The sequence below is a fragment of the Micromonospora inaquosa genome, assembly GCF_003857055.1.
In the GTDB taxonomy this organism is placed as follows: domain Bacteria; phylum Actinomycetota; class Actinomycetes; order Mycobacteriales; family Micromonosporaceae; genus Micromonospora; species Micromonospora inaquosa.
This window is the reverse complement of record NZ_QGSZ01000156.1, coordinates 17385-39521: the sequence shown is the minus strand read 5'-3', so window position 1 is coordinate 39521 and position 22137 is coordinate 17385. Positions and strand designations below refer to the sequence as shown.

General features: G+C 67.6%; 20 protein-coding genes and 1 pseudogene. 3 read left to right on the top strand and 18 right to left on the bottom strand.

The window, feature by feature from the left end; all coding sequences use genetic code 11:
* The first annotated feature begins 708 nt into the window (after nucleotides 1–708).
* A complete protein-coding gene (locus DLJ59_RS07645; protein ID WP_244235891.1) occupies nucleotides 709–1179 on the top strand; it encodes a hypothetical protein in 471 nt (156 codons plus the stop codon).
* 782 nt (nucleotides 1180–1961) lie between these two features.
* Here the strand turns inward: DLJ59_RS07645 and DLJ59_RS07640 are convergent.
* The 3 genes from DLJ59_RS07640 to DLJ59_RS07630 are packed head-to-tail and all read right to left on the bottom strand — an operon-like array spanning nucleotide 1962 to nucleotide 4483.
* Nucleotides 1962–2792: an SAM-dependent methyltransferase gene (locus DLJ59_RS07640; protein ID WP_124771801.1), complete on the bottom strand. Its 831-nt coding sequence runs from the start codon at nucleotides 2790–2792 to the stop codon at nucleotides 1962–1964.
* Between the two features lie 8 nt (nucleotides 2793–2800).
* The gene (locus DLJ59_RS07635; protein ID WP_124771800.1) at nucleotides 2801–4030 is read right to left on the bottom strand and encodes an MAB_1171c family putative transporter; all 1230 of its coding nucleotides are present in this window, start codon (nucleotides 4028–4030) and stop codon (nucleotides 2801–2803) included.
* A 12-nt stretch (nucleotides 4031–4042) separates the two neighbouring features.
* On the bottom strand, nucleotides 4043–4483 hold the full coding sequence (locus tag DLJ59_RS07630) for a hypothetical protein (protein ID WP_124771799.1): 441 nt from the start codon (nucleotides 4481–4483) through the stop codon (nucleotides 4043–4045).
* A gap of 528 nt (nucleotides 4484–5011) precedes the next feature.
* Between DLJ59_RS07630 and DLJ59_RS07620 the strand changes: the two genes are divergently transcribed.
* Nucleotides 5012–5467, top strand: a complete 456-nt coding sequence (locus DLJ59_RS07620) for a hypothetical protein (protein WP_425271399.1) — start codon at nucleotides 5012–5014, stop codon at nucleotides 5465–5467.
* A gap of 51 nt (nucleotides 5468–5518) precedes the next feature.
* On the opposite strand, the gene DLJ59_RS07615 is transcribed toward DLJ59_RS07620, so the two are convergent.
* Nucleotides 5519–5983 carry a helix-turn-helix domain-containing protein gene (locus tag DLJ59_RS07615; protein ID WP_124771797.1) on the bottom strand — a complete coding sequence of 155 codons (465 nt, stop codon included), beginning with the start codon at nucleotides 5981–5983 and terminating at the stop codon, nucleotides 5519–5521.
* A gap of 579 nt (nucleotides 5984–6562) precedes the next feature.
* Between DLJ59_RS07615 and DLJ59_RS37280 the strand changes: the two genes are divergently transcribed.
* Nucleotides 6563–7579, top strand: a complete 1017-nt coding sequence (locus DLJ59_RS37280; protein ID WP_124771796.1) for a DUF6545 domain-containing protein — start codon at nucleotides 6563–6565, stop codon at nucleotides 7577–7579.
* A gap of 108 nt (nucleotides 7580–7687) precedes the next feature.
* Here DLJ59_RS37280 and DLJ59_RS37275 read toward each other — a convergent pair.
* The 14 genes and pseudogenes from DLJ59_RS37275 to DLJ59_RS07540 form a co-directional block, all read right to left on the bottom strand.
* Nucleotides 7688–9289: pseudogene (locus DLJ59_RS37275) on the bottom strand (EAL domain-containing protein); the annotation flags it as partial.
* 1123 nt (nucleotides 9290–10412) lie between these two features.
* The gene (locus tag DLJ59_RS07600; RefSeq protein WP_244235889.1) at nucleotides 10413–11156 is read right to left on the bottom strand and encodes a hypothetical protein; all 744 of its coding nucleotides are present in this window, start codon (nucleotides 11154–11156) and stop codon (nucleotides 10413–10415) included.
* Between the two features lie 296 nt (nucleotides 11157–11452).
* Complete coding sequence (locus DLJ59_RS07595) at nucleotides 11453–11713, bottom strand: hypothetical protein (protein WP_124771794.1); 261 nt, start codon at nucleotides 11711–11713, stop codon at nucleotides 11453–11455.
* A 209-nt stretch (nucleotides 11714–11922) separates the two neighbouring features.
* Nucleotides 11923–12660 (bottom strand): class I SAM-dependent methyltransferase, encoded by a 738-nt coding sequence (locus tag DLJ59_RS07590; protein WP_124771793.1) that lies wholly within the window; start codon nucleotides 12658–12660, stop codon nucleotides 11923–11925.
* Complete coding sequence (locus DLJ59_RS07585) at nucleotides 12650–13291, bottom strand: tetratricopeptide repeat protein (protein ID WP_124771792.1); 642 nt, start codon at nucleotides 13289–13291, stop codon at nucleotides 12650–12652. Before DLJ59_RS07585 ends, DLJ59_RS07590 begins: the two co-directional genes overlap by 11 nt.
* A 521-nt stretch (nucleotides 13292–13812) precedes the next feature.
* Nucleotides 13813–14484 (bottom strand): hypothetical protein, encoded by a 672-nt coding sequence (locus tag DLJ59_RS07580; protein WP_124771791.1) that lies wholly within the window; start codon nucleotides 14482–14484, stop codon nucleotides 13813–13815.
* A gap of 132 nt (nucleotides 14485–14616) precedes the next feature.
* The gene (locus DLJ59_RS07575) at nucleotides 14617–15408 is read right to left on the bottom strand and encodes a methyltransferase domain-containing protein (RefSeq protein ID WP_124771790.1); all 792 of its coding nucleotides are present in this window, start codon (nucleotides 15406–15408) and stop codon (nucleotides 14617–14619) included.
* A gap of 15 nt (nucleotides 15409–15423) precedes the next feature.
* Entirely contained in the window at nucleotides 15424–15786 is a 363-nt protein-coding gene (locus DLJ59_RS07570) for a hypothetical protein (protein WP_124771789.1), read from the bottom strand.
* A 201-nt stretch (nucleotides 15787–15987) separates the two neighbouring features.
* Nucleotides 15988–17496 carry an ATP-binding cassette domain-containing protein gene (locus DLJ59_RS07565; RefSeq protein ID WP_124771788.1) on the bottom strand — a complete coding sequence of 503 codons (1509 nt, stop codon included), beginning with the start codon at nucleotides 17494–17496 and terminating at the stop codon, nucleotides 15988–15990.
* Complete coding sequence (locus DLJ59_RS07560; protein WP_244235888.1) at nucleotides 17493–18479, bottom strand: branched-chain amino acid ABC transporter permease; 987 nt, start codon at nucleotides 18477–18479, stop codon at nucleotides 17493–17495. The genes DLJ59_RS07565 and DLJ59_RS07560 overlap by 4 nt, the downstream gene beginning before the upstream one ends.
* On the bottom strand, nucleotides 18476–19354 hold the full coding sequence (locus tag DLJ59_RS07555; protein ID WP_124771787.1) for a branched-chain amino acid ABC transporter permease: 879 nt from the start codon (nucleotides 19352–19354) through the stop codon (nucleotides 18476–18478). Before DLJ59_RS07555 ends, DLJ59_RS07560 begins: the two co-directional genes overlap by 4 nt.
* A gap of 28 nt (nucleotides 19355–19382) precedes the next feature.
* Nucleotides 19383–20198, bottom strand: coding sequence for a class I SAM-dependent methyltransferase (locus tag DLJ59_RS07550; RefSeq protein ID WP_124771786.1), 816 nt, complete (start codon nucleotides 20196–20198; stop codon nucleotides 19383–19385).
* A gap of 20 nt (nucleotides 20199–20218) precedes the next feature.
* Nucleotides 20219–21574, bottom strand: coding sequence for an ABC transporter substrate-binding protein (locus tag DLJ59_RS07545; RefSeq protein ID WP_124771785.1), 1356 nt, complete (start codon nucleotides 21572–21574; stop codon nucleotides 20219–20221).
* Complete coding sequence (locus DLJ59_RS07540) at nucleotides 21571–22131, bottom strand: hypothetical protein (protein WP_244235887.1); 561 nt, start codon at nucleotides 22129–22131, stop codon at nucleotides 21571–21573. Before DLJ59_RS07540 ends, DLJ59_RS07545 begins: the two co-directional genes overlap by 4 nt.
* Nucleotides 22132–22137 lie beyond the last annotated feature (6 nt).

Below are 22137 nucleotides of genomic sequence, written 5' to 3'. Positions count from 1 at the left end.
CACCACCCCCCGGGCCCGAGCCGAGCAAGCCGCCAACGAAGTCGCCGCCGGCACCCAAACCGACCCGCAGCTCTCCTGCGCCATCGACGGGCCCGACCGACGGCGAAGACTCGACGGCGCGGTATGACAAACCGGGGAGAGACACGAACTCCGCTGACGGGCCGTCTGGTCCGTCGCTGCCCGTTACGGGCTCGGCCGTTGCCCCGATCGTCGGAATCGGGGCAACGGCCCTGGTCGCCGGCATCGGTTTGGTCGCAGCCGGTCGTCGCCGACGAACCGACTGACCGCCGGGAACACCGAACTTCCGTATCCGAGCGTCCACGCGATTCAGGAGGGTAACCAGTGACAGAGCAGCGCCCGGACCAGGCGATCTGGCCGACAGCACAGGATGACGTGCCGGCTGACGCGCCTGGCCGGGCGCCAGCCCTGACACCGACGCCTCCACCAGGAGCCGATAGCATTGGTGGCGTCGCCGCAGCAAGCGCACGCTCGCACACGTCAGCAAACGCGACACTCGAGTCCGAAACCAGGCGAGGGTTGCGACGGCCGGTACTTGCTGTAGCCGCCGCCCTCGCGGTTCTCGTAGCTGTTGTCATCACTCTGGGTCGCGGGCTATGGACCGGTTCACCGCAGCCGCAGACTCCGGCCACAGCTCATCCTGAGCATCCGACAACCCGTGGCGATCTCTTTACTCAGCGCCAAGCCGTCGTGAATAAGGGCCGGTTCCTGTCACCGGTGGTTGCTGAGTTCGCGGCCCCCTGGCTGGGCGAAGTGAGCGATTGCATCGCCGACACCAGCACCGGCGGCCCTCAGGCCGGCACCGGAGAGCAGAGCCGCACCCGTTGCGCTGCCGGCATCGTCACCACCTACTGGATCTCCTACCGCACGATCGCCGACCGAGACGCCGCGCAGGCGAGATACGCCGCCCAGGCCGCCAACGCCCCACGACTCACTCCCGGCGCCACCCCACCCACTACCCGCAGCACCAGCTCGCACGACGCCTATTACATCGAGTACGCATACAAGGTTCCTTCCGGCCCGCAAGCCGGACAAAGCATCGCAGCAATCTGGTGGAGCGATGCCAACAAGCCAATCGCCGGAGTCTTCCTGGCCTACTGGACTGAGGGCCTAGGTTCAACATGGGCCCCGCTGCGCGACCTCTGGAGCCGGGCCATCTGAGCGTCAGGACGGTGCCGCGGTCCGGTGCGCAAGCGGCCACCGCCCAGCCGCGATCTCCGCCAGCGCTCGATGCAACCCACCGACCGGCACAACCGCCTCCTTTGCCGCACCCGGCACAGGCAGTAGCACCTGAAGGCAGCTTTGGCAGAGAGATCCTTCACCCCAGACCGCAGACGCCCGGCGACTGTAAGGCCCCCGGGAACGCTCTAGCCGGCCCCGAACGACAGCAAGCACCGTCGCAGGTACACCCACCATCGCAAGCAAGCTCATAACAAAGCCGGCTGCCGCCCTCTCGTCCGCAGAGGCCGCTGTGGCGCCGAAGGCGAGGAAGAACAGCAGGACCGCACACACCGCGGACACCGCCCACGGCAGCCGAGACGACCTCGGCTGCGCAGGCGGTCGAACCTGATGCGACAACGTGCTCGCCGACACCGTGACGCTGCGCCCAACCGCTACGAAGCTGCGGGCGCCATACGTGGTGCGGGTCCGCGCCACTCGTATCCCAGCCGCGTAGATGGCAGGTAACGGTCGCCGGCTGTTGAGCTGCCCGCAGTTGGGGCATCCCGAACCATGACTCATGAAGGCGATTATGACCGAAGCCACCGACACCTGGCCTAGCTCATTGCGTCGACGAGGGACGGGAGAGCGCCAGGCCTCAAATCCCCGCTGGTCGCGGCTCCCTCGTCACTACGTCATCGACCGGACGGCTTCGGTCCGACGGAGGCATCTCGACCAGTACCGGTACCTGGCTGGTCAGCGCCGGCGCTTCCGGCGGTCAGACGTCAGCGCGTAGCGACGGCTCCGTGCATCGGCGACCGAGTCGGTGCGGTGGCGTAGGGGTCAGGCCCACTCAACTCTGGACGCCAATCGCTGAGTGGCACCAGTCCGGGGGCCATGATGGTGAAGTCACCAAACAGAGCGCCGAGCTGTGCGTCCGTTCGGAGTGTAATTTCGGTGGCCGCCTGCGCTCTGAACACACTCTTTGCCGTGGAGACGGTTGTCTCGTCATAGGCGTCGGTTACGTCTGCGGCGCTCAGGTGCGAAATGACCATCGCGCTTCCGGGAGCAAGCCGGTCTCGGATGGGTGCGATAACGGCATCTATCCGATTGTCGGGCACTTGCTGGAGCACCGCGCAGTAGAGCACTGCGACCGGCCTGTTCAGGTCAATCACCGTTGCAAGGTCACTGTCGGTGAGGGTGTCCAGTAGAAGCTCAGGCTGCGTGAAATCGCCTTCCAGCGCGCGGTGCGGGCCGCCCATCAAGATTTCGTTGGATGCGACGACCGCGACGGGGTCGATGTCGACGTAGAGCACCCGGCTGTCTGGAGCGATTGCTTGCGCGACCTCGTGAACGTTACCTTGAGTAGGAATGCCCGAGCCTAGGTCGAGGAATTGACGGATGCCGGTCTCGGCGAGCACATGGACGGCGCGGCGCAGGAACAGGCGATTCGACCAGGCAATATCCCGAGCCTCTGGGACGGCCTGCAGGAGCTGATGCGCGGCCGCCCGATCAGCGGGAAAGTTCCTCTCACCACCGAGAAGGTAGTCGTAGATACGGGCGACGGTGGCGCGACCGAAGTCGACGCTGCCGGCAGCTGTCCGCTGGTCAGTCAAGATTTCTCCTACTTTCGATTCGCGGGCACTGCCGCCGCGCTATTGGAATCCCTTGCCAGCAGCTCGTCGAGCGCGTCGGACACTAAGGCCAGCCGCTGCGCATCGGCCTCAATATCCGGATGTGAAATAAGCGATTCCTGCGGCTCCAGACCGGGCTCATCCTGCAGTTCCGGTCCGGCTTTTGCCGGTGAATTGAGCCTCCGCATGGCGGCTAGAATTGCCGCCGCCTCGCCAGCCGCCGCAGCCCGGTCGAAGCTGTAGCCGGCGCCTGCCGCACTTCGCTTCGCCTCAGCAATGACTCCTGCGTCCAGCGGGCCGAGCGCTTGTAGGCCGTCGGCAATCTCTACACATCGCCGATATAAGTGCTGCCCGGCGCTCAGCAGTACACCTCTGGCCCGCTCGGGTCTACGAGGAGGGTCAAGCGCGATAGTAGGCGTTGCCTGGAAAAGGACGTACCACAGTGGATGCAGTCGCCGATACAGGCGACGTCGTCGGGGCAGCGCTCGCACCGCATCAGCGAATTTCCATGCGGATGAAAATACGAGACTGATACACACTAGCGGCAAGGCTAACGTGATTAGCGCCTGCGACACGATCGGTTCAGACCACGGGGGCTCGATGCCTCGTAGCTTCAAGGCAATGAAGAGACCTTTGTGCACTACGTATCCGGCACCGAAAGTGGCGCCAATCGCGAGCAGCCTCATACTCACACGCAGCCGTCGCTCGGCGAACTTCGCGTAGCGGATCGACATTCGCAAAATGTCGCCAATTGCCACAGCTAGGAAAATCAAATAGCCCAGCATATAAACGCCGATTTCCGGCAGTTCCGCATACCTCTCCGCGAAATGCAGAGGTTCGGAGACAGGGACGTCGGCCGCCGCAAACATGGCTACCATCAGACAAAGTACGGCGGTAAGCAGCACCAACCGGACCCGGAGCCGGCGCGGGGCCTTCTCCGGGTCACCGAGGTATAAAAACAAGATCTGCACCGCAGCAGCCACTACCAGAACGGAGCCGTTCTCCAGGACCTTCGTGACGTTCGGTATACCGGTGGCCTGATCGACTGCGGCATACACCGGCTCCCAGCCCACGATGACGGCCACTGCGCAGCCAAGGCAGATTGCCACGCTCGCCTGGATTTTGGGATCATCAGGGTCTCGCCTCAGCGCTCCGAGCTTGATCAGAAACGCCGCCATAGCGAGCACCGCTGTGACTATATGACCGATCGCCACCAGCATGTTGGGCCCCGTTTAGTCCGTCAAAGCCGCAGCGATGCGGTACACCACTGCGGCGGCGTCTTCGTGAAGGCCAGCGACGTTGACAACATCCCCTAGGCCATCCAACCGCGCCCCGAGGTATGTCGCGACCACCTCAGCGTCTCGCTCCTGCTGCTGGTCATAGGTCCTTGGCGATCGAGCCATGACAGAGTCGACGCCCTCGACGCTGAACACTTCAGCCATGACCTCGCCGGCCCCGTCTATTACAGGACTGCCTATGTGATCCAGTGCCATATGCATGAGCTCGTGCAGGAGGGTCTGCACCTCCAAGACCATCGACGTCGCCCTGCTGTAGAGGACGTAGTCCGTTTCGGGCGTCGCCACCCACAGGCCGCACGGCAGGGTCGAGGTCTGAGATGTCATCGCGACCAGCTGGATCGGCCGGTCTCGTGCAGCCTCCAGTGCCGCGATCAAGGACTGGACCGTCAACGGCACGGGCAGCTCAACCGCCACCCGACGGAGCAACCACTCAGCCCGGCGCTCTTGCCGCCGCCACATACCTTCACCTCCTGAGGCGGGCGCGCCGAGGCACACCGCGCGCCGAGCAGCGCCCCGGCCCCACTAAGTGGCCGCTCAGTGACTACGCTCAAGAGCCGACCACAATAGTGGCGAGACGCTAAGGGGGCAGCATAGCCACCAACACGCTCCGGAGGCACCCCCTCTACCGCTTGCAGCCATGGAACTTCCACAAACGAGTGTCCTAAAGCATCGCCAAACGGGGCGAATCGCAGCTCGCCCGCCCCGCTGAGATGAGGGCGCGTCCACGGAGAGGCGTACTCCTTGAACGTAACGATCGACCTGCCCCAGCGCCCCAACCTCACCGACAGAGTGGCGCGCGTAGCGACAGAGGTGTTCGCTCCGACCGTTCTCACGGGTGCTATGCCGATCGTCATCGGGATCCAAAGTGCAGCTCCCGCTCGCCTCGGACTCGCCTGGGGCCTGATGGCTGCGCTGTTCTGCTCGGTTTTTCCGAGGGGCGTCGTCTGGCTCGGTGTCCGTCGAGGTCAGCTCACCGACCGGCACGTCGGGCTCAGAGAGCAGCGCCGAGCACCAATGGTGTGGGGTTTGTTGTCGGTCCTGGGCGGACTTGCGGTATTGATTGGCTTCGGCGCGCCCCGTCCGTTGACGGCCTTGGTCGTCGCGACGTTCGCCATCGGACTGACCTTGACCGCGGTCAACCTTGTCTGGAAGATCAGCGTGCACGCAGCAGTCGCCGCTGGTTCGGCCGCCGTGCTGGTAAGCGTGTTTGGTCCACCGCTGCTGCTTTTCGCTGTCCCGGTTGTTGCCCTTATCGGCTGGTCCCGCATCCGGCTGCGCGACCACACGCCTGCTCAGGTGTTGGCTGGCACCGGCGCGGGCCTGGTCATCTCGATGCCGATATTCCTTGTGCTGGCTTGACCGACGGCGCGTCCACGCCGACCAGGAGCCTTGCCGTTTAGTTCAGGCGTGTCAGGTGGAACCGGGTCGACCGCCGCGACGCGGCGGGGGGTTCCGCCGCGCCTCCAAAGCGGCAACCTGCTCAACAATCGCCCGCAAGGTAGCCCTTGGCATGCCGGGAGGTAGGTTTCGCGCCAGGACTGTGATCTGAGCGAGGTCAGGGTCCGCCTCGGGAGCCGAAGCATGGTCCGCAGGCTCGGCCGAGTCGAAGAAGTAGCTCGGACTAACCCCCCAGAAGTCAGCCAGACGCTGGATGTTCTTCATGGTGGGGTTGTCCCGCTCACCGCTCAAGAGATAGTTCAGATAGGACACCGACAGGCCTGTGGCGGCGGAGACCTCCTCCGGCGTGAACTTCTTCTCCGTGTCCTTCTTCAGGCGTTCGTCGAACAGAGCTTGGAGCCGGCCCGCGAACGTGGAGCGTCCAGACCCTGGCCCAGCCGAAGGGTGCGACCCTGGTCCACCCCCAGAGTCCGTCATGGTCACTCCCCAGCTCGTCGACGCGCCACTATCGTGGGCAAGGTGAATTTTCGACCACAACAGTTGCGGAGCCGTACCGCCCGGTGCAAAGCTTGCTTAGGCACGGCCACTGCTGTGGCAGTGACACGGTATCGGACAACCATAGTGTTGCAACAGGTGTCCGTTGTTTCGACACCTGGCGGAACCGGCGATGCCGGATCGGAGACGGGCAGCGCATCTAGAAGCGGGATCGGGGGGATGCGCGATGCGCGCCGGAGAGCCTGCGCCAGGCAGAAACCCGCGGGGCACATGCCTCGGCGGATGCCGTCACGCGGCACCCCTGCGTCGAAGCGAGCTGGCGTCAGTGGCCTCGGAGCAGCAGACTTCGGGGCCACTGCCGATCCTGGCCGACACTCCTGCCAGCGACCTGCAACAGCACCACACGTGGCACAGAGGGAGCCGCGCTCCTTCCCAGTACGTTGTCCCCGCAGACCGTCGCGCTCAGCGGCTTCACCTGAGCATTGGACGGCCGTCTTCACATCGCCGGCGACCGTCGCTGGGGCTCTGGTCACATACTGATTGTATTGCCAGGAGGCCCACATGATTTGGGCACGCGGCCGCATCGCACGGCGCCTGCGGAATGCCGGGCTGCCGCCTCCGCCCGCTCCATACACCGTCGATGCCTGGTGCGAGGCTATCGCCCACGGCCGTGGCCGCCCGATCCACCTTCGCGGCGAACGCCTCGGTATGGACCTCCCCTCTGCGTTTCTCATCAAGCTCGAGCACGCAGACGTCATCATTGTTGACTCGGCCCTACCGATGCTGCCTCGGACGCAAGGCATCCTGCACGAGCTGGCTCACCTTGTCCTCAACCACGGTGGCGACGCCCTGCATGCCGAGGTCGACGCAGCCGTTGAGGCTGAAGCCGAGCTGGCAGCAGACCTGCTCTTCCAGCGGCTGTCCAACGCTGCGACGCTCGCGAGCCGGACAATGACCTCCGGCACCGCCAACTCGATCCGTACCCAGCGGCTGTGGTGGCCAACGAGTTGGTGGACCGATCGTCGAACGGACTGGCAGGTCAACCAGCTGTGGATGACCCTACGAGCGGGCATGCCCGAGGCCGCGATCATTACCACCACTACTGCTGAAAGGGTCCCGGTAGAAATTGGCGGCAGCCGCCAGCGATACCGGCGGGTCGTTGAGGTGCACGAGGCATTGCGGTTGCTGCGTCCGTGGTACTCGCGGCAGGTACACGACAGCGCGGCCCAGCGTGCCCAGCGCTATCAATTAGATGCCACCGGTACGGCTGCGGTGGTTGAGGCGGCTCAGGTGGCGGTGGCCCTACGGCGCCATCAAACAGAGTCACCCTCGGACGATGTTCCACCGTTACCTCAGCGACGGCTTGCCGCATACGACATTCGCGCGGAGGCCCGCCGCCTGGCGCTGGTGGGACTTGCGCTACATGACTCCCCCCTCGTCGCTGCGGAACTCGCTCGCTGGAGCCCGGTGGCCTACGGCTCGCGGCCCGAGGAACCTGGGTCCACGGCCTTCGATAGTTTCCCGATCACCCCGCTGAACAGGGCTGTGACTCGAAACGGCTGGGCCGGCGCGGCGTAGACGGAGCGGCAGGACCTGCGCTCCAGCGGCGTCCAAACCTGACGGCCGCCAGAGGGTCGCGTGGTCCCTGATCTGGGACGGGAACATCTCGCCGCCGAAATGCGGGCCGCTTCCGAGGGCGCAACCGAGAGCAGCTAGTTCGCGTCGCTCCTCGTCGCTGGCGATGCCCGGTGCGATGACTGCTAGGTCGAGATCGATCGCTAGGTCAACGGCCGCGCGGATTACCGACCGCGCGGGGCGCCAACCCGCGTCCAGCGCGTAGGCCGGGTGCACTCGCAGAAAGTGCCACGGTGCCGCGTTCAGCGACTCAATGCTCCGTGTGCTACTGCCGTAGTCCTCTAACAGCAGTCGGACACCCAAATCACGGAGTTGCTCCGAGGCATCGCCGGGAGGTAGATCCGCTGGCTGGCCTAGTGCGAGCACGAGCGAGGAGCCCGCCAGGCTGCCCTGCAGCGCCTCTCGCAACCGATCGACGAACCGGGGTGTCACGGCGCGAGCGGGGATCGGCACGACCAGCGCAGCGTCCGGGAGCGCGTTCCGCCAGGTCGCGGCGGCGGCTATCGATCGGGTCAGCACGGTTCCCGCGAGACCCTCCAACGCGTCTTGGTCGTCAAGGAGTTGGTACGCGTACCCGTCGGCGGCGAGCACGTCATAGCGCGAGTACAGCCAACGGGGCACGGACTGAACCATCGTGATGCTGCCGCGGGCGATATCAACGATAGGTTCGAAGGAGATCGACATGCGTGCGTCGTCGAGCTCTCGTGCGAGCGGAACGCTCTGGATCGGGCCAGCCTGATACGTGACCAAACGGTCTTGGCCTCGACGGATGGCCCACCACATCACCCGCTCCGCCGCGTCGAGTAGATTGGCGGCTTCGTCGGGGGCGCCCGAGGTCATGCCTGCGCTCACCCGGACCGCTAGCAGCGAGCCTCCGACGTGGATGGGTCGGCGCAGGGTTGCCACGGCGTAGCACGCCCGCTGGTAGGCGCTCATCCCTGTCGTAGCCCACATCACGAGTGCGAACTCCGCGTCGCCAACCCGGGCGACCTCCGCCGCGTCTCTCGATGTGCGGCTGAGCCGTGTCGCCAGCTCGTTCAGCAGGACGAGAGCCTTATCGCGACCGACCGCGTCAGCCAGGAACTCATAGTTCTCTAGCCGGATTGCCACCACGTGACAGGTGTCCGAAGCCTTCTCAGCAACCCGGGTGAGCAGCGTCGCCCGGTTCGGCATGCCGGTGTCGCGGTCATGATGCGCCTCGTGCCTCACCAAGGCGTACGCATGCGCGATGTCCAGGCTCGTCGACAGCGTCGCCGAAAACGCCCGCAGAGTCGAGCGCTCGCGAGCGGACAACCTGTCGCGAGGACCCCGAAGGTACAGTCTCAACGTGCCCTGCAGTCCAATCGTCTTGGCACCAATCTCGTGCGCGATCGGTAGCGGGGCGCCAGCGGCGTACACAGGGACTTCTTCCGCTGGACCGTCGAACACCACCGCCGCGTCGCGATCGGCACGTACCAACCGGCCGCCGCCGGCAATCTCGATGTCCGCAGCCTGAGCACCGAAGAGCTTCACGGCCCCGGCAGCCGCGGTCCGGATCACGACATCGATGTCCCGGCTGGCCAAGGCATCGCTCAGCACAGCGAGGTGCTCCCAAGCGCGCCGTTCCTCACGGATCCGAAGGCGATGTGTCAGCACCAGGTGCAGGACTAACATCGCGGCAGGCAAAGCTATCAAAGCCCGCATATCAAGGCTGGTGAGAACCGAAACCAAGCCTGCCGTGCCGACTTCGGCTAACCCCACGATCAGTCGTGTACGCCACATGTAGCGCAGAACCGTCAGGACGGGACGTCCAGTAGCCAGCGTCGCTGCGGCCGTCGTGACTATTTCCTGTAGAGCTAGCACCGCGATCCCTGCGACAAGGAATCCGAGTACATAGAGTTGCCACCGGGAAGTTGCCAGCCCCGAGTCCTCAAATCTCGGGCGTATACCGAAAGCGTGCATAGTTACGGCGGCCAGCGCGGCGGCTACGACATCCATGCTGACGTTGTGGATAGCCTTATGCACACCAGCGGAACGTGGGTATCGTGTGAGAATTCGGGCCACGCTGACGCCGACAGCTGCGCAGATAACTACCCACGGCACAGGCAAGACTGATGCGCACAACAGCGTCGCGGTCGGCGTCAGCGTGATCCGAAAAGGTATACGGGGCGGCACAGGCGCCGAAAAGACGGCACCGACCGCCATCACGGCCGTGCCCATGATTGGGTACACCAAATAATACGGTGTCGGTTGACTTAGGTTCATCGTCGCCCACAGAACGCTTGAGAGCGCCACCGCAAAGACTGTGATCGTCAGCAGTACCAGCGCATGCCCGCGTCGCCGGGATGACATCAATCATTCCCCCGTATTCATCAACCCGAGCCCTCTCTGCAGCAGATCGTCCACATTAACAGGTGAAGCCAACCTTAGTCCCACTCAACGCCCTTGCGCATCACTGAACCCCCTCTCCCGTCTCTCTCATGGTTGGAACATATGACCGCGTGTAGACCATTATCAACTGCAAAGAGTCGTTTTCGTCACTTACCGCGCACTGGGACTCACCGACGTAACGAAAGGCAATCGCCTGCGGACTCGGCGCGAGAGTTGGCGGCCTAGTGTGACCACGCCGCCACATGAGGTACGCCATCGCCCTTGACGCTCGCAGCTTGGTCACTCCAGGCAACGGAGAAGTGACTAAGGGGATGGACGCGGGATCCACGCCGCAGGTGGCACATCCGTGTCCCCGCCGATCTTGCGCGCTCAATTCATGCCTCCCCCACCCGACGAGCCGGTTAGGTCAGGGTCGTGAGGAAGGTGTGCTGGTGTCGGTGGCGGCGCGGCCGCGTTCGAGGATCAGCACGAGGGAGAAGAGGCCCGCCCTAGCGCCGGTCACCTGTTCATGGGCAGAGAGGACTTCACCGGTGCCAGGGTTGAGGATGAGCTGCGTTGTGGAGCCGTCGGCAGTCACGCTGAAGCCAAGGCCGGCCCGTCCGGCCAGGTCTGTCTGCTCGCCTTCGAAGGAGATGTTCGGCACGCCGGCCAGGACGCGCAGAGTCTCCGCGCGCTGCTCCTGGCTGAGATATTGGCTAGTGGCGAGGCCGATGACGCCGTGGACGAGCATGCGAGGGTAGGCAGGCTCGTTGGCCAGCTCGCGTGGTGCTAGGGAGCCGGCGAGCGTGGTGGCATCGACGGGCAGCGGTTCCGCCAGATACGGCTGCAGTTCGCCCGCCAGGTATCGGGTGGTCTTCTTTGGTGCTGCCGGGAAACTACTCCGCCCAGCCGGTGTCGGGCGGTGGGTGAGGCCAGGCACATCGCGCAGGCGGCGTGTCAACTCGCGGCCGGAGCTGTCGGAGTCGCGGCGCCAGCGACGCACATCAGAGCGTGTAATCACGTTGGTAGCGCGGGTCCACGACTGAGTGTGCAGATAGGTGTACGGCAGGCCGGTGGAGGCATCGGCGGGGGTGCTGGCGACGCTCGAGGCCAGTGTCATCAGGCGTTGGTGCGGGGTGAGGCCGGGATCGGTGGCGGCCGTTGCAGGCATCGTGGTGCTCTGCTGCTGTGGTGATGCGGACGCAGGGTGCGAGCCGGTTTCGCCGGTGGGGGTGCTTGATTGGCAGGCAGTGAGCAGGACTCCGAGAGCGCTCGCAATCACCAGGTGGGCGAGAGTAGTTGTTCGGGACATGGGCATCGCGGCGGTGATTCCTCGCTGGATAGGTAAGTGGTCAGAGGGCTGGCGCCGGCACGCTTCGGCGGTGAGGCGACCCGGCGTCGGTGTGGTCGGTTGGCAGGACGTATGCGCATGGACGTCGCTCGGTCTGTTTGGTCGGCTTGTAGGCGCTAGGTGGCACTGCTGAGCAGGTTGGTCAGTGCCTGTCGGCCGCGGTCGGTGAGCATGGCCGTCAGGGATCGCCGGTGTGGCACCTGCCGCAGGTGTCCGTCGGCGAGCAGCACGTTGAAGGTGTCGCGGACGGTGCTCTCTGAAGGGCGAATGGTGCCCTCAGAAGGGGTATCCACCGTGGCGGCGAGCTCACGCACTGTCCGTGTCCGCGTGGGATCCGCGAGCAGCGTCGTGTAGATGCGACGCCGCTTGCCCGCCATCGACCCATGGTCCGAGCGCAATTTCTCACTGCCTGGTCAGATTGGCCTGCCGCACAGAACGAGGGCTGCGGTCACTAAGCGACGGGTCGGTCGCGACGGGCGTCTCTTGGATCGGCTGGTCGGAGACATTGGCGGGCGAACCGATGGTGGTCGCGACCCTGCGTTAGGCCGATAGGCACGCGGGGTTGCCGGCTGCGGGGCAGTCAGCATCAGGTGGCCATGCGGGCGTGAAGGGTGACGTTGCTGCCGACGCGTAGCAGGACTCCCGGGTCCTGCATGAGTAGGTCGAACTGGTCGAGTTCGGCGTTGGTGAACCCGACGGTGCCGGTGAGCTGATCCCGCAGGTGCCGGGCGGCGTGGCGGTACAAGACACATACGGGTCCGCCGCCGCGGCTGGTCTCGGTATGCTTGGTGGCGCACACCTGGTCCATGCCCAGGGCGACGAGCAGCCGAATGGTGGCGTCGGTCGATGGACAGGCTGCCGGCGAACCGGTAAGGGCGTTGATCGCCCGGATAACCTTGTCGATGATTGTGGTGCCACCCGGGACAGCGGTGTAGACGACCGGCGGGGCGACGATGGTGCCGGCGAGGATGAGCCAGCCCCCGGAGCGGAGCAGCGCGATCACCGGTGCGAGCGCGTCGAGGTGGTCTGGCTGACGGTGGGCGAGCACGATGTCGTAGCCGCGTGGATCAGCAGGTGAATCCGTTCCGGTTGAAGCGTCGACGGCGGTGACTTGTCCGCTCGCGCCGACCAGACGGGACACGTGCGCGATGTCGGCGGCGCCGGTGAGGTCTAAGACTCGGTGCCCGGTGCTGACGTTGACCCGCTCGAGTTGGTCGGTCAGTAATCGCGTGAGTGTTGTCTGCGCCGCTGTGCGCCACTGCTGTCCGCCGGTCGGCGTGTCGGTGCCGTTGTTCTGATCAGCGCGGCTAGTGCTAGGAATCATGGTTTGAGCTCCCATCGGTGAATGCCGCCGCGAGGTGTGGCGGGTCGTCGACTCCGTCCGGGTGGCCGTGGCGTTGATCGACGCAGGTGGCACGCATGCGGGTTAGTTCTTGGCGCAGGCGCGGGCCATCGCGGTGACCCGGGTACGCGGCGCGGTGCTCGGCGGTGGCCCGGGCGAGGAGTTGGCGCGCTTGGACGCAGCGCCCGTCTTGATAGAGGACGAGGGCGAGGATCGCTTGGGCAGCGAGGGTGGGCAATGCCCGGGGACCGTCAGCGAGGGTGTGGTGGCGGATGAGATCGCGGTAGCAGTCGGCCGCTTCGGGGAGTTTGCCGGTGCGGCGGTACACGGTGGCCAGGACCTTGAGGGCGGCACGTGCCTCCGGTGATGTGCCGCCGCGCAGGCGTCGCAAGGAACGGCAAGCCCACCGGGCCCAGGGCAGCGCGGCGCTGGGGTCGTCGTTGGTGAGGGTGAGTTCCGCGAGCAGGGCGGCGGCGTTTGCGGTGGCGACATCCAGGGCGGGCAGGTCGTCGGTGGGATCGGTGTGCAGCAGGCCGGTTTGCAGAGCTTCGATCGCGCGCGCATGGTCGCCGTGTTCGACGCGGGTCCGGGCGTAGGTGAGGCGTTGTGCCATGGACATTCGGGGTCCGACGAGCTGTCGGGGCTCGGATCGCCACGTGACGTGCAGGTCGGTGTGCCCGGCGCCGACCGCGACGCGGTGGATGCCACCGGGTGCGTATGCGGCAGCGTAATGAATCTTGCCGGGAGGTACGAGGTGGGGGCGCGGTGCAGCACTGCTTGGGCGACCGCGTCGCGCAGCGCTTGCGCTGGCACGGGTGCGCGCCCGCAGGCGGGCATGCACAGGTAGACCGGCGGGCCCCCGGGCAGCTGCACCAGGATCATCGGGTGATCGCAGTCATGGCAGGTCACCAGTCCCGGCGGGACGGGGGCGGCTGGCACCGAGCGGGCTCGCGCCACCCACTCGTCGATGGTGGCGGATGATAGGCCGCGCTCGCGGGCCACCTCGCTGATCGCCTGGTGTAGGTCGTGCTCGACGGCACGCTTGAGCGTCGCGGCGACCGCGTCGGCAACGAACGCAGGCGTCCATGGGCTAGCCTGCGTGCTCCGCGACGGCATGGCGTATTCCTCTCCTGATCAGGTGGATCTCGCGGTTGACACGCCAGACAGTGCTGGCCATGAGGGTCTTGCCTGGGTGCAGACGGCGCGGTGGTTTTCACTGGCGGGCGTGGCATCGATGTCCGCGATGCGGGTGCGATGTGGATCGCCTCTGGGCAGGTAGCGTGCGGCGGTGGTCGTGGCGACGCTGATGCAGCGATGGGCGAGGTCGCGCCATCCGCAGTCGCGGTAGAGGCACGCGAGTTGTGTGAGCGCTTTCAAGCTGACTGGCGCTTCGGGTCCGTGCCGTTGTGTGGCAGTGGTGTAGACGTCTGCGAGGTCTCGGATTGCCTTTTCGCAGCGGCCGACGCGGTGGTGTGCCTCGGCCATGCCGGCTCGGGCGTACAGGGTCCGCTCGTGGCTGTGGCCGAGTTCGGCGGTGGCGAGGTCGACCAGGTGGCGGTAGGTGGTGACGGCCTGGTCGGCGTGTCCGGTCAGCGCGGCCAGGGGTGCCAGCATTGCCGCCGCGTCAAGGCGCTCTGCAGGGTGATTGGTGCGGTCGGCGAGCGTGTGGGCGTAGACCGCCCACTGGTAGGCGTCATGGAGGTGACCCAGTGTCTGCCGCGCGGCGGCGTGGTCGATTGCCCTCCGAGCGGGCATCTGGTGGAGCGCTCGCGCCGGTTGCGGTGCCCGGGGCATCGTGAGGTGCATGGTTGTTCCCTTGCGCTCGTCGAAGGGCCGGCGGGGACTGTGCGGCTAGGCGCGAGCCGCCGGTCACGTGCTGCTCACGTCGGTGGGCGTGAAGTGGCAGCCAGCCGATGGGTTCCGTTCTGGTTCGGCGCGCTAGTGGGCGGGGCTTTGGGCGATGGTGGAGGTGAACTGGTAGGAGCGCAGCACCACCATCGGGTCGGCCATCAGCTCGGCGAAGCGGTTCAGGTCCTCTTCCGTCGCACCGTCGCCGAGGAGTTGGTCAGCCAGGTGGTGGACGTGGTCGGCGTAGAGCTGGCAGCCGGGTCCGCCGCCGGTCCAGGTGCGGGCGGTGGTGCGGGCGTGCACGTGGTTCATTCCGGCGTGCAGCAGCAGGGAGGCTGCCCTGTCGCCCCAGTGCAGGTCGACGCCCTGGCTGGCGACAACGTCCAAAACGCGGTGCACAACGGTGGCGAGTAGTTCCGCGTCTTCGGGGGAGGGAGCGCGGTGCACCCACATCTGGGCGTAGACGATGTCGCCGAGGACCAGCCATCCGCCCGGCTTCATAAGGGAGATCATCTCGTCGAGCAGGTCGGTTCGGTTGGCAAGCGGCGCCAGCGCGCAGCGCGCATTGATCAGGTCGAACGGCGCGGCTTCGGTGGGTAGTTGCAGCCCGTGGCGCAGGTCGCGTTCGTAGACGTGGACGATCGCGGTGGGGTCGAGCAGTTTCGCGTCGTCGTCTAGGGCGACGACGCGACCCGACGATCCGACCAGGCCGGCGAGGTAACGCGTGAGCGAACCAGCTCCAGCGCCGACATCGAGAGCTCGCTGCCCGGTTCGGACTCCGATACGCGCGAATTCACGTGTCGCGATCGGGTCGAACACCTTCGTGAGGTCTACGGGCGGCGTGCTGCTGCTTATCTGGTTTTGCTGCTGGGTGGACGTCATCGGTTTCTCCTAGATTCAACCCTGGTTCGCGAGAACGCTGGTGCCGCTGTGGGTCCAACGCAGCTCGACGGACTCGGGGCCATGGACGAGGGCCTGCTCGACAAGCCGGATCAGATGTTGGCGTAGGTCGGCTCGGGTGGACTCCTGCCATCGCTGGTAGGTGATGAGTGGCCGGGTTGTTGCGGTGCGCCGGTCGTAGGCGGCGGCGAAGCCGACGACGAGTGCTTCCAGGTGCTGCGCGTCGTACAGGCCCTCATGGCAGAAGCAGACGTAGAACCGGCGACACGGGGCGGCGGCATAGGGCTGGAGGTACTGCTCGCAGGTCGTGCAGCGGGCCAGGTCGGTGAGCAGCCAGAGGCCGGTGTCGTCTTCGTTCACGATGTCACCGCCTCTGCCTGCTTGACGGTGGGTGGGTGGTCGGCGGCGCCGTTCGGGTCGGCGACGCCAACCACCGACCGTCGCCCGCGATGGATGCGCGGGAGGCAGCCCTGCACCTGGTGGGGCCGGATCCGCCAGGTGCAGGGGCGTACGCGGGGTGCGGAAGTCGCCTCGCCGGGCTGCGGAGGGTGGCGGTGGTCGTCATCGTGGGGATTCCGTAGGAACGGCAAGCACGTCGTGCAGGCGGGCGGGATCGGCACGCAGGTCTGCTGCGGGGGCGTGCAGGGCGATGGTGCCCCGGTCGAGGACGGCGACGTCGTGCGCGATGTCGAGGGCGAGGGCGAGGTTCTGCTCGGCGAGAAGGACAGCGCTGCCGGTCGCCGCGAGGCCAGTGATGATCGCGGCGAGCTGGCCGACGATCGCGGGGGCGAGGCCCTCGGAGGGTTCATCGAGCAGCAGAACCTGCGGCCCGGCGAGCAGGGCGCGGGCCAAGGCGAGCATTTGCTGTTCGCCGCCGGAGAGTTGGTGAGGCCGGTGGTGACGGCGCTCGCCCAGCGCGGGAAACAGGTCGAGGATCTGCCGGGCGGTGACGGTGCGGGGGCGGCCGGGATGCGGTCGGGGGAGCGCGAGGTGCTCGGCGACGGTGAGGCCGACGAACAGGCGGCGTCCTTGCGGAACGAGGCCGATGCCGGCGCGGCAGCGGCGGCGGGCAGAAAGGCCAGTCACCAGCCGGTCGTGCAGAAGGATCTCGGTGCCCGACAGGGCGGGGTGCAGGCCAGCGATGGTGTTGATCAGGGTGGTCTTGCCGGCACCGTTGCGGCCGACAACGGCGCTCACCCTCCCGGCCTGCACATCGATGGTGACGCCGGTGAGCACAGGCGCGCCGTGATGCCCAGCGCGCAAGTTGCGCACCCGCAGGACCGGCGGCGCAGCTGCGGGCGGGTCGGTGGCCCCCGGCGTTGTGGGCACGTGTTTGGCGGGGTCTGCCTCGGCGAGGTACACGCGGCGCACCTCCGGGTGGGTGCGCACGTCGCTGGGGGTGCCGGTGGTGAGGTGTTGGCCGTGATGCAGGACGGTGACGGTGTCGGCGACCGCGGTGACGAAGTCGAGGTTGTGGTCGACCAGCAGAACGGCGATGTCGGTGGGCAGCGCGCGGATCAGCTCGGCGAGGCGGGTGACCTCGGTGGTGGCGAGGCCGGCGGAGGGTTCGTCGAGCAGGAGCAGTCGGGGCTGGGCGGCCAGGGCGACGGCGACTTCGAGGCGGCGTTGGTCGCCGTACGAGAGTTGGCTGGTGGGCCACTGGGCGTGCTCGGCCAGCCCAACCTGGTCCAGGGCGTCCAGGGCCGCCGCTGACGCGCGGGGCGGCAGTCGCAGCGCGGCCAGGTGCTGCCCGGGCACGGCGAGTAGCACGTTCTGCGCGACCGTCAGCGGGCGGGCGAGAGCGGGATGCTGCCAAGTGCGGACGATGCCGGCGCGGGCGCGGCGGTGGGCCGGCCAGCGGTGGATGTCGTATCCGGCGTAGTGGATGCGCCCCGACGTTGGGCGCAGGGTGCCGGCGATCAGGTGTAGCAGGGTGCTCTTGCCGGCGCCGTTGGGTCCGATGAGCGCGTGCCGGGCCCCGGGGTGCAGGTCGAGGCTGACTTCGTCGACGGCTCGGCGGGCGCCATAGGCGCGGCTGACGGTGTCCAGTCGCAGCAGCGGTGCGCTCATGTCCGCCCCCGGTCGCGTCGGCTGAAGAGCCCGGCCAGCCGGTGTCGGGGCAGGTAGGCCAGGGCGAGGAAGCTCAGGCCGAGCAGGGTGCTGCCGTGGCCGCTGAGCAGGCCGCCGGCCCAGTCGCGGGCGGCCACGAGGAGGATCGCGGCGGCGCAGGCGCCGATCATGCTGCCGGACCCGATCAGCGCGGCGGCGAGGGCGAGGGCGGATACGCCCATGGCGGCGTCAGCGGGCGAGACGTAGCGGGTCACCGTAACGAGCAGCGCGCCGGCCGCGCCAGCGATCGCACCGGCGAGGGTGTAGGCGGCGAGCAGAAGCCGGCTGGTGTGGTGGCCGGCGGCTTGCACGCGGGGCTCGTGGGCGGCGATGCCGCGCAGGAGCAGGGCGAAGCGAGTGCGGGTGAGGACGATGACGGCAGCGCCGGTGATCAGGGTGCACGCGAGGACGTACAGGTAAACCCAGCCGGGCCGGACCATCGGTGTCAGGCCGGGCAGCGCGACCACCGGTGGAATGTGGGTGCCTTCGCTGCCGCCCGGCGCCCACTGGCCGGCGGCGGCGTGCACGAGTTCACCGACACCGAACGTCACCATCAGGAAGGTGGTGGCCCGAACCCGCACCGCGACCAGGCCGGTCACGGCCGCGGCGACGGCACCGGCAGCGGTCGCTGCGAGCAGGTGGATCGGGCCAAGACTGGTCAGCGTGGCGAGGGTAGCGGCGGTGTACGCGCCGACGACGAGGTACGCGGCCTGTCCCAGCGGTGGTTGCCCGGACAGCCCGACCAGCAGCTGCGCGCTCATCGCGAGCACGGCCATGACCAAGGCGGTGGCGGCGAGCGAGACGACGTAGGCGTTGACCATCCACGGCAGCGCCACCGCCACCGCGACGATCCCCGAAGCGACAGGTACCAGGCGCGCCGCCCGGCTGACGGGTCGCCGTTGCGCCGTTGCGCTGGTGGGTACGGGTGTAAGGGTGGTGGTCACGCGGGCCGTCCCGCAAATGCAGGACGGTGCCGGACAGTGAGCGCGACCAGCATCGCGGCGGCAAGGACAAACGCTGCGGCGCCGGGGACGAGAGCGACGCCGAGCGTGAGGACTTGGCCGACGCCGAGGGCGGCGAGTAGGGCGCCGCGGATGCTGCCGAGGCCGCCGACGACGCAGACGATCAGCGAGTAGACCAGGATCGTGGTGTCCACGCCGGGGGCCGGGCCGATGACCTGGGCGCCGAGCACGCCGGCGGTGACCGCGAGGACTCCCCCACCGACCAGCACGGCCGTCCGGGCCGTGCGGGTGCGTAGTCCGGTGGCCTCTGCCATGCCGGGGTCGGCGACCACGGCCCGCACGACCGCTCCGGCCCGGGAACGCTCGACGACCCAGATCAGCAGCACCACGATCAGGGCGGCGACCGCGATGAACCCCAGCCGGTAGACCGGGTACTGGTAGTCGCCGAGGCTGACCGACCCGGCGAGCGCGCGGGGTGGGTCGACTGAGCGAGGTTCGGCGCCGAACACGGTGCTGAATCCGTCGGCGGCGATGTATGCCACCCCGAGGGTGGCGAGCACCTGGTCCAGCGGCCGGTCCGTGAGGGGTCGCACCGCAGCGGCGAGGCCCGCTCCCCCGACGGCGCCGATCAAGACCGCCGCGGCGAGGGCCAGGCCGAGGCCGACCCAGCCGCCGTCAGCGAGCTGCCAGGCGATGTAGGCGCCAGCGAGGTAGAGGGTGCCATGGGCCATCGAGAACACGCCGGCCACGCCGAAGATCAGCGTGAGTCCGGCCGCGATGACGAACAACAGCAGTCCGTACGCGACTCCGTCCAGCGCGGTGATCGTGTAGGGGTTGACGAGCCCACTCAGGCCCACGGCACTCTCCTTCCAGACGTCGGTCAGCTCAGGCTGGGGCGAGGCGCCGGCCGATGGTGGTGTGCATCAGGTAGCCCGACAGCATCAGCTGCGGGTCCATCAGCACCTCCCGCAGCTCGGCCAAGTCGTCAAGGCTCATGCCGGCAGCGACCAGCTCGGCCTCACGCTGAATCGAGTTGGAGTGGTGCAGCCGGCAAATGCCGGTGCCGCCGCGCCAGGAGCGGGACTCGATGCGGCTGTCGACGTCGACCAGGCCGAGGCGCAGCATCACCTCCGGCGCCCGCTGCGCCCAGCCCATCTCCGCCCCGCGAGACTCCCCGTAGGCGAGCAGGGCGTCCTGGAACCGCTCGATCAGCTCGGTGGCCCGAGGGCTGGGGCTGCGGCGGATCATGTCGCGCCAGGTGCAGTCCCAGTCCGCCACCACCATCGCGCCGCCCGGGGCGAGAGCGCGCGTCAGGTCGGCGAGGACCTGCTCCCGCTCGGGCAGGTGCATCAGCACCAGCCGGGCGACGATTGCCTGCTGCGACCCCGCCGGCAGCTCCATCTCGCGGATGTCGCCGGCCCGGACGGTGACATTGGGACCCTCGGGGATGTAGCGGGGGTCGAGGTCCACGGCGGTGACGTGCCCGTCCGGGGCGACCTGGTCGGCCAGCCAGGTCGTCAGCGTGCCCGCCCCGGCGCCGATGTCCGTGACCTTCCAGCCTGGCCCGACCCCAAGCTCGAACAGGGTCCGGCGAGTGCCAGCGTCGAGGATCTCAGCGAGGTGATGCAGCTGGTTGGCGGCCTCGTCGGTGGCGTTGTCGAACATGTATCCGGCCTGCGCACCGGTCGTCGTCGCGCTCATGGTGTCTATGCCTTTCGGAGTCAGGAACCGAGGGTGGTAAGCGTCTGCACGGTGCGGTTGACCCACACCTGCCCGTCCTGGGCCACTTCCCGCAGGTAGTACGCCTGCACAGGGGTGTGGTTCGTCGGCCCGAACTGCCAGGCGCCCCGCGGCGAATCGACCTGCCCCACCCGCGGCAACGCCGCCGTCAGCGTCTGCGAGGTCAGCCCGGTGGCCGCCGAACTCGCGGCGGCAGACGACGCAACCGGGCGGCTGGCAGCCGGGCTGCCGCTGGATGCAGGGCTGCTGGAGTCGGATGCGGTGCCGGGGCCGGCGGGTGTGGTCGCGGGGGCATCAGGCTCGGCGAGTGCTTCCGAGATGGCCCTGTCCAACACGAGCGCTGCGTCCCACGCGCAGACGTGGTACACGTTCGGCAGCTTCCCGTCGTTACCTGCGGTGAACCGGCTTACGAAGTCTCTGTTGGCCGCGTTGTCCAGCGTCGGCGAATAGTTCAGGGCGGTGTAGATGCCCTTCGCCTGCGGGCCGAGCGCCGCCAGTGGCGCGCCTTCGGTCAGGAAGCCCGAGGCGTACAGCGGCGAGGTGATGCCGTACTGGCGGTACTGCTTGACGAACTCGATCGCGGATGCGCCGGCGTAGAAGGTGTAGACGGCCGCCGGCTTGGCCTCCTTGATCTTCGTCAGGTACGGGGAGAACTCCGTCGTCGGCGCCGGTGCCCACGGCGTCCAGGTCGGCTCTCCATCCGGGTTCGCCAGCTGCCCGCCAGCCTTGCGGAAGGCGGTGACGAAGCCGCCGATCTGATCACGGCCGCCGATGTAGTCCGGGCCGATCACCCACACCCGGCCGTTGCCGACCGTCGTGCGTAGGTAGCCGGCGATCGACGCGCCGGTCTCCTGGCTCAGCCACGACGTCGACCACAGATAGGTGGGATCGGCGATGGTGGAGGGCCGCCCACCCATGCCGATCAGCGGCACCTTGGACTCGTTCAGCAGCGGGTACAAGGTCTGCACGGTGTCGGCGGTCCCCCCGCCGACGAGGGCGAGGACTTTGTCCTGCTCGATGAGCTTGCGCGCCGACGCGAGGGCGGTGGCCTTGCCGTCGCCCTCGTCGGCCTCGATCACCTTCACGGGTCGGCCGCCGAGCTTGCCGCCCAGCTTGTCCAGGGCCAGCCGCCACCCGGCGGCCTGGTCATCACCGATCGCCTTGTAGTTGCCGGTTTTGGGCACGATCAAGCCGATGCGGATCTCGGCGGCGTTGGTATCCGCGTCGCTGAGGCTCGACCCGGCACAGCCGGCGACAGCGAGCAGGGCGGTGGCAACGATGGAGGCGATCGCCGTTCGCCAGCGATGGTGCTGGCGGCCGGTTGGTTGAGGAGTCACGAGAGTCGACGTCCTTCCGTTCTGAGGGGATGGTGCGAGGGCCGTACGTGGTGCTGGGGTGGTATGACAGGGCTGGCCAGGCGGTGCAAAACGGCCAGGACGGAGGCGGGTTCCGTGGCGTCGCAGGTCAGGACCGGCACTTGCGCGCTCACCCGTAAGGCATCGCGAATCTCGTGGCGGTTGCGGGGACCGCCGAGCGGCCGGTTGATCGCGACTAGGTACGGCAGGGCACGGGCGTCGAGGTAGTCCAACGCCGGATAGGACACCGGCAGCCGGGTGGTGTCGACCAGCACGACTGCGCTCGTGGCGCCGAGGGCGAGGTGGTCCCACACCCACCACCAGCGCCGCAGCTCCGGCGTCACATGCAGGACGACGGTGACCCCGGAGGACAGGGTTGCGTAGCCGACCTCTCCGACCGCGCCCGGCTGGCCGGGCAGCGTTGCGCGGCCACGCTGCGCGGCCCGAAGGAAGCAGGACTTGCCCACACCCGCGCCGCCGGTCACCAGCACCTTGACCGTCGGGGCGGCAGGTCCGATCACCCCCGAGTTCGCGCTCATGCTCTT

Excerpts from the sequence above, each read along its gene's own strand:
- DLJ59_RS37280 (WP_124771796.1), top strand. The coding sequence starts at position 6,563 with ATGATTTGGGCACGCGGCCGCATCGCACGGCGCCTGCGGAATGCCGGG.
- DLJ59_RS07585 (WP_124771792.1), bottom strand. The coding sequence starts at position 13,291 with ATGGCACAACGCCTCACCTACGCCCGGACCCGCGTCGAACACGGCGAC.
- DLJ59_RS07635 (WP_124771800.1), bottom strand. The coding sequence starts at position 4,030 with ATGCTGGTGGCGATCGGTCATATAGTCACAGCGGTGCTCGCTATGGCG.
- DLJ59_RS07575 (WP_124771790.1), bottom strand. The coding sequence starts at position 15,408 with ATGACGTCCACCCAGCAGCAAAACCAGATAAGCAGCAGCACGCCGCCC.
- DLJ59_RS07540 (WP_244235887.1), bottom strand. The coding sequence starts at position 22,131 with ATGAGCGCGAACTCGGGGGTGATCGGACCTGCCGCCCCGACGGTCAAG.
- DLJ59_RS07615 (WP_124771797.1), bottom strand. The coding sequence starts at position 5,983 with ATGACGGACTCTGGGGGTGGACCAGGGTCGCACCCTTCGGCTGGGCCA.
- DLJ59_RS07580 (WP_124771791.1), bottom strand. The coding sequence starts at position 14,484 with ATGCACCTCACGATGCCCCGGGCACCGCAACCGGCGCGAGCGCTCCAC.
- DLJ59_RS07590 (WP_124771793.1), bottom strand. The coding sequence starts at position 12,660 with ATGATTCCTAGCACTAGCCGCGCTGATCAGAACAACGGCACCGACACG.
- DLJ59_RS07565 (WP_124771788.1), bottom strand. The coding sequence starts at position 17,496 with ATGAGCGCACCGCTGCTGCGACTGGACACCGTCAGCCGCGCCTATGGC.
- DLJ59_RS07550 (WP_124771786.1), bottom strand. The coding sequence starts at position 20,198 with ATGAGCGCGACGACGACCGGTGCGCAGGCCGGATACATGTTCGACAAC.
- DLJ59_RS07600 (WP_244235889.1), bottom strand. The coding sequence starts at position 11,156 with ATGCCTGCAACGGCCGCCACCGATCCCGGCCTCACCCCGCACCAACGC.
- DLJ59_RS07595 (WP_124771794.1), bottom strand. The coding sequence starts at position 11,713 with ATGGCGGGCAAGCGGCGTCGCATCTACACGACGCTGCTCGCGGATCCC.
- DLJ59_RS07620 (WP_425271399.1), top strand. The coding sequence starts at position 5,012 with ATGGCTGCGCTGTTCTGCTCGGTTTTTCCGAGGGGCGTCGTCTGGCTC.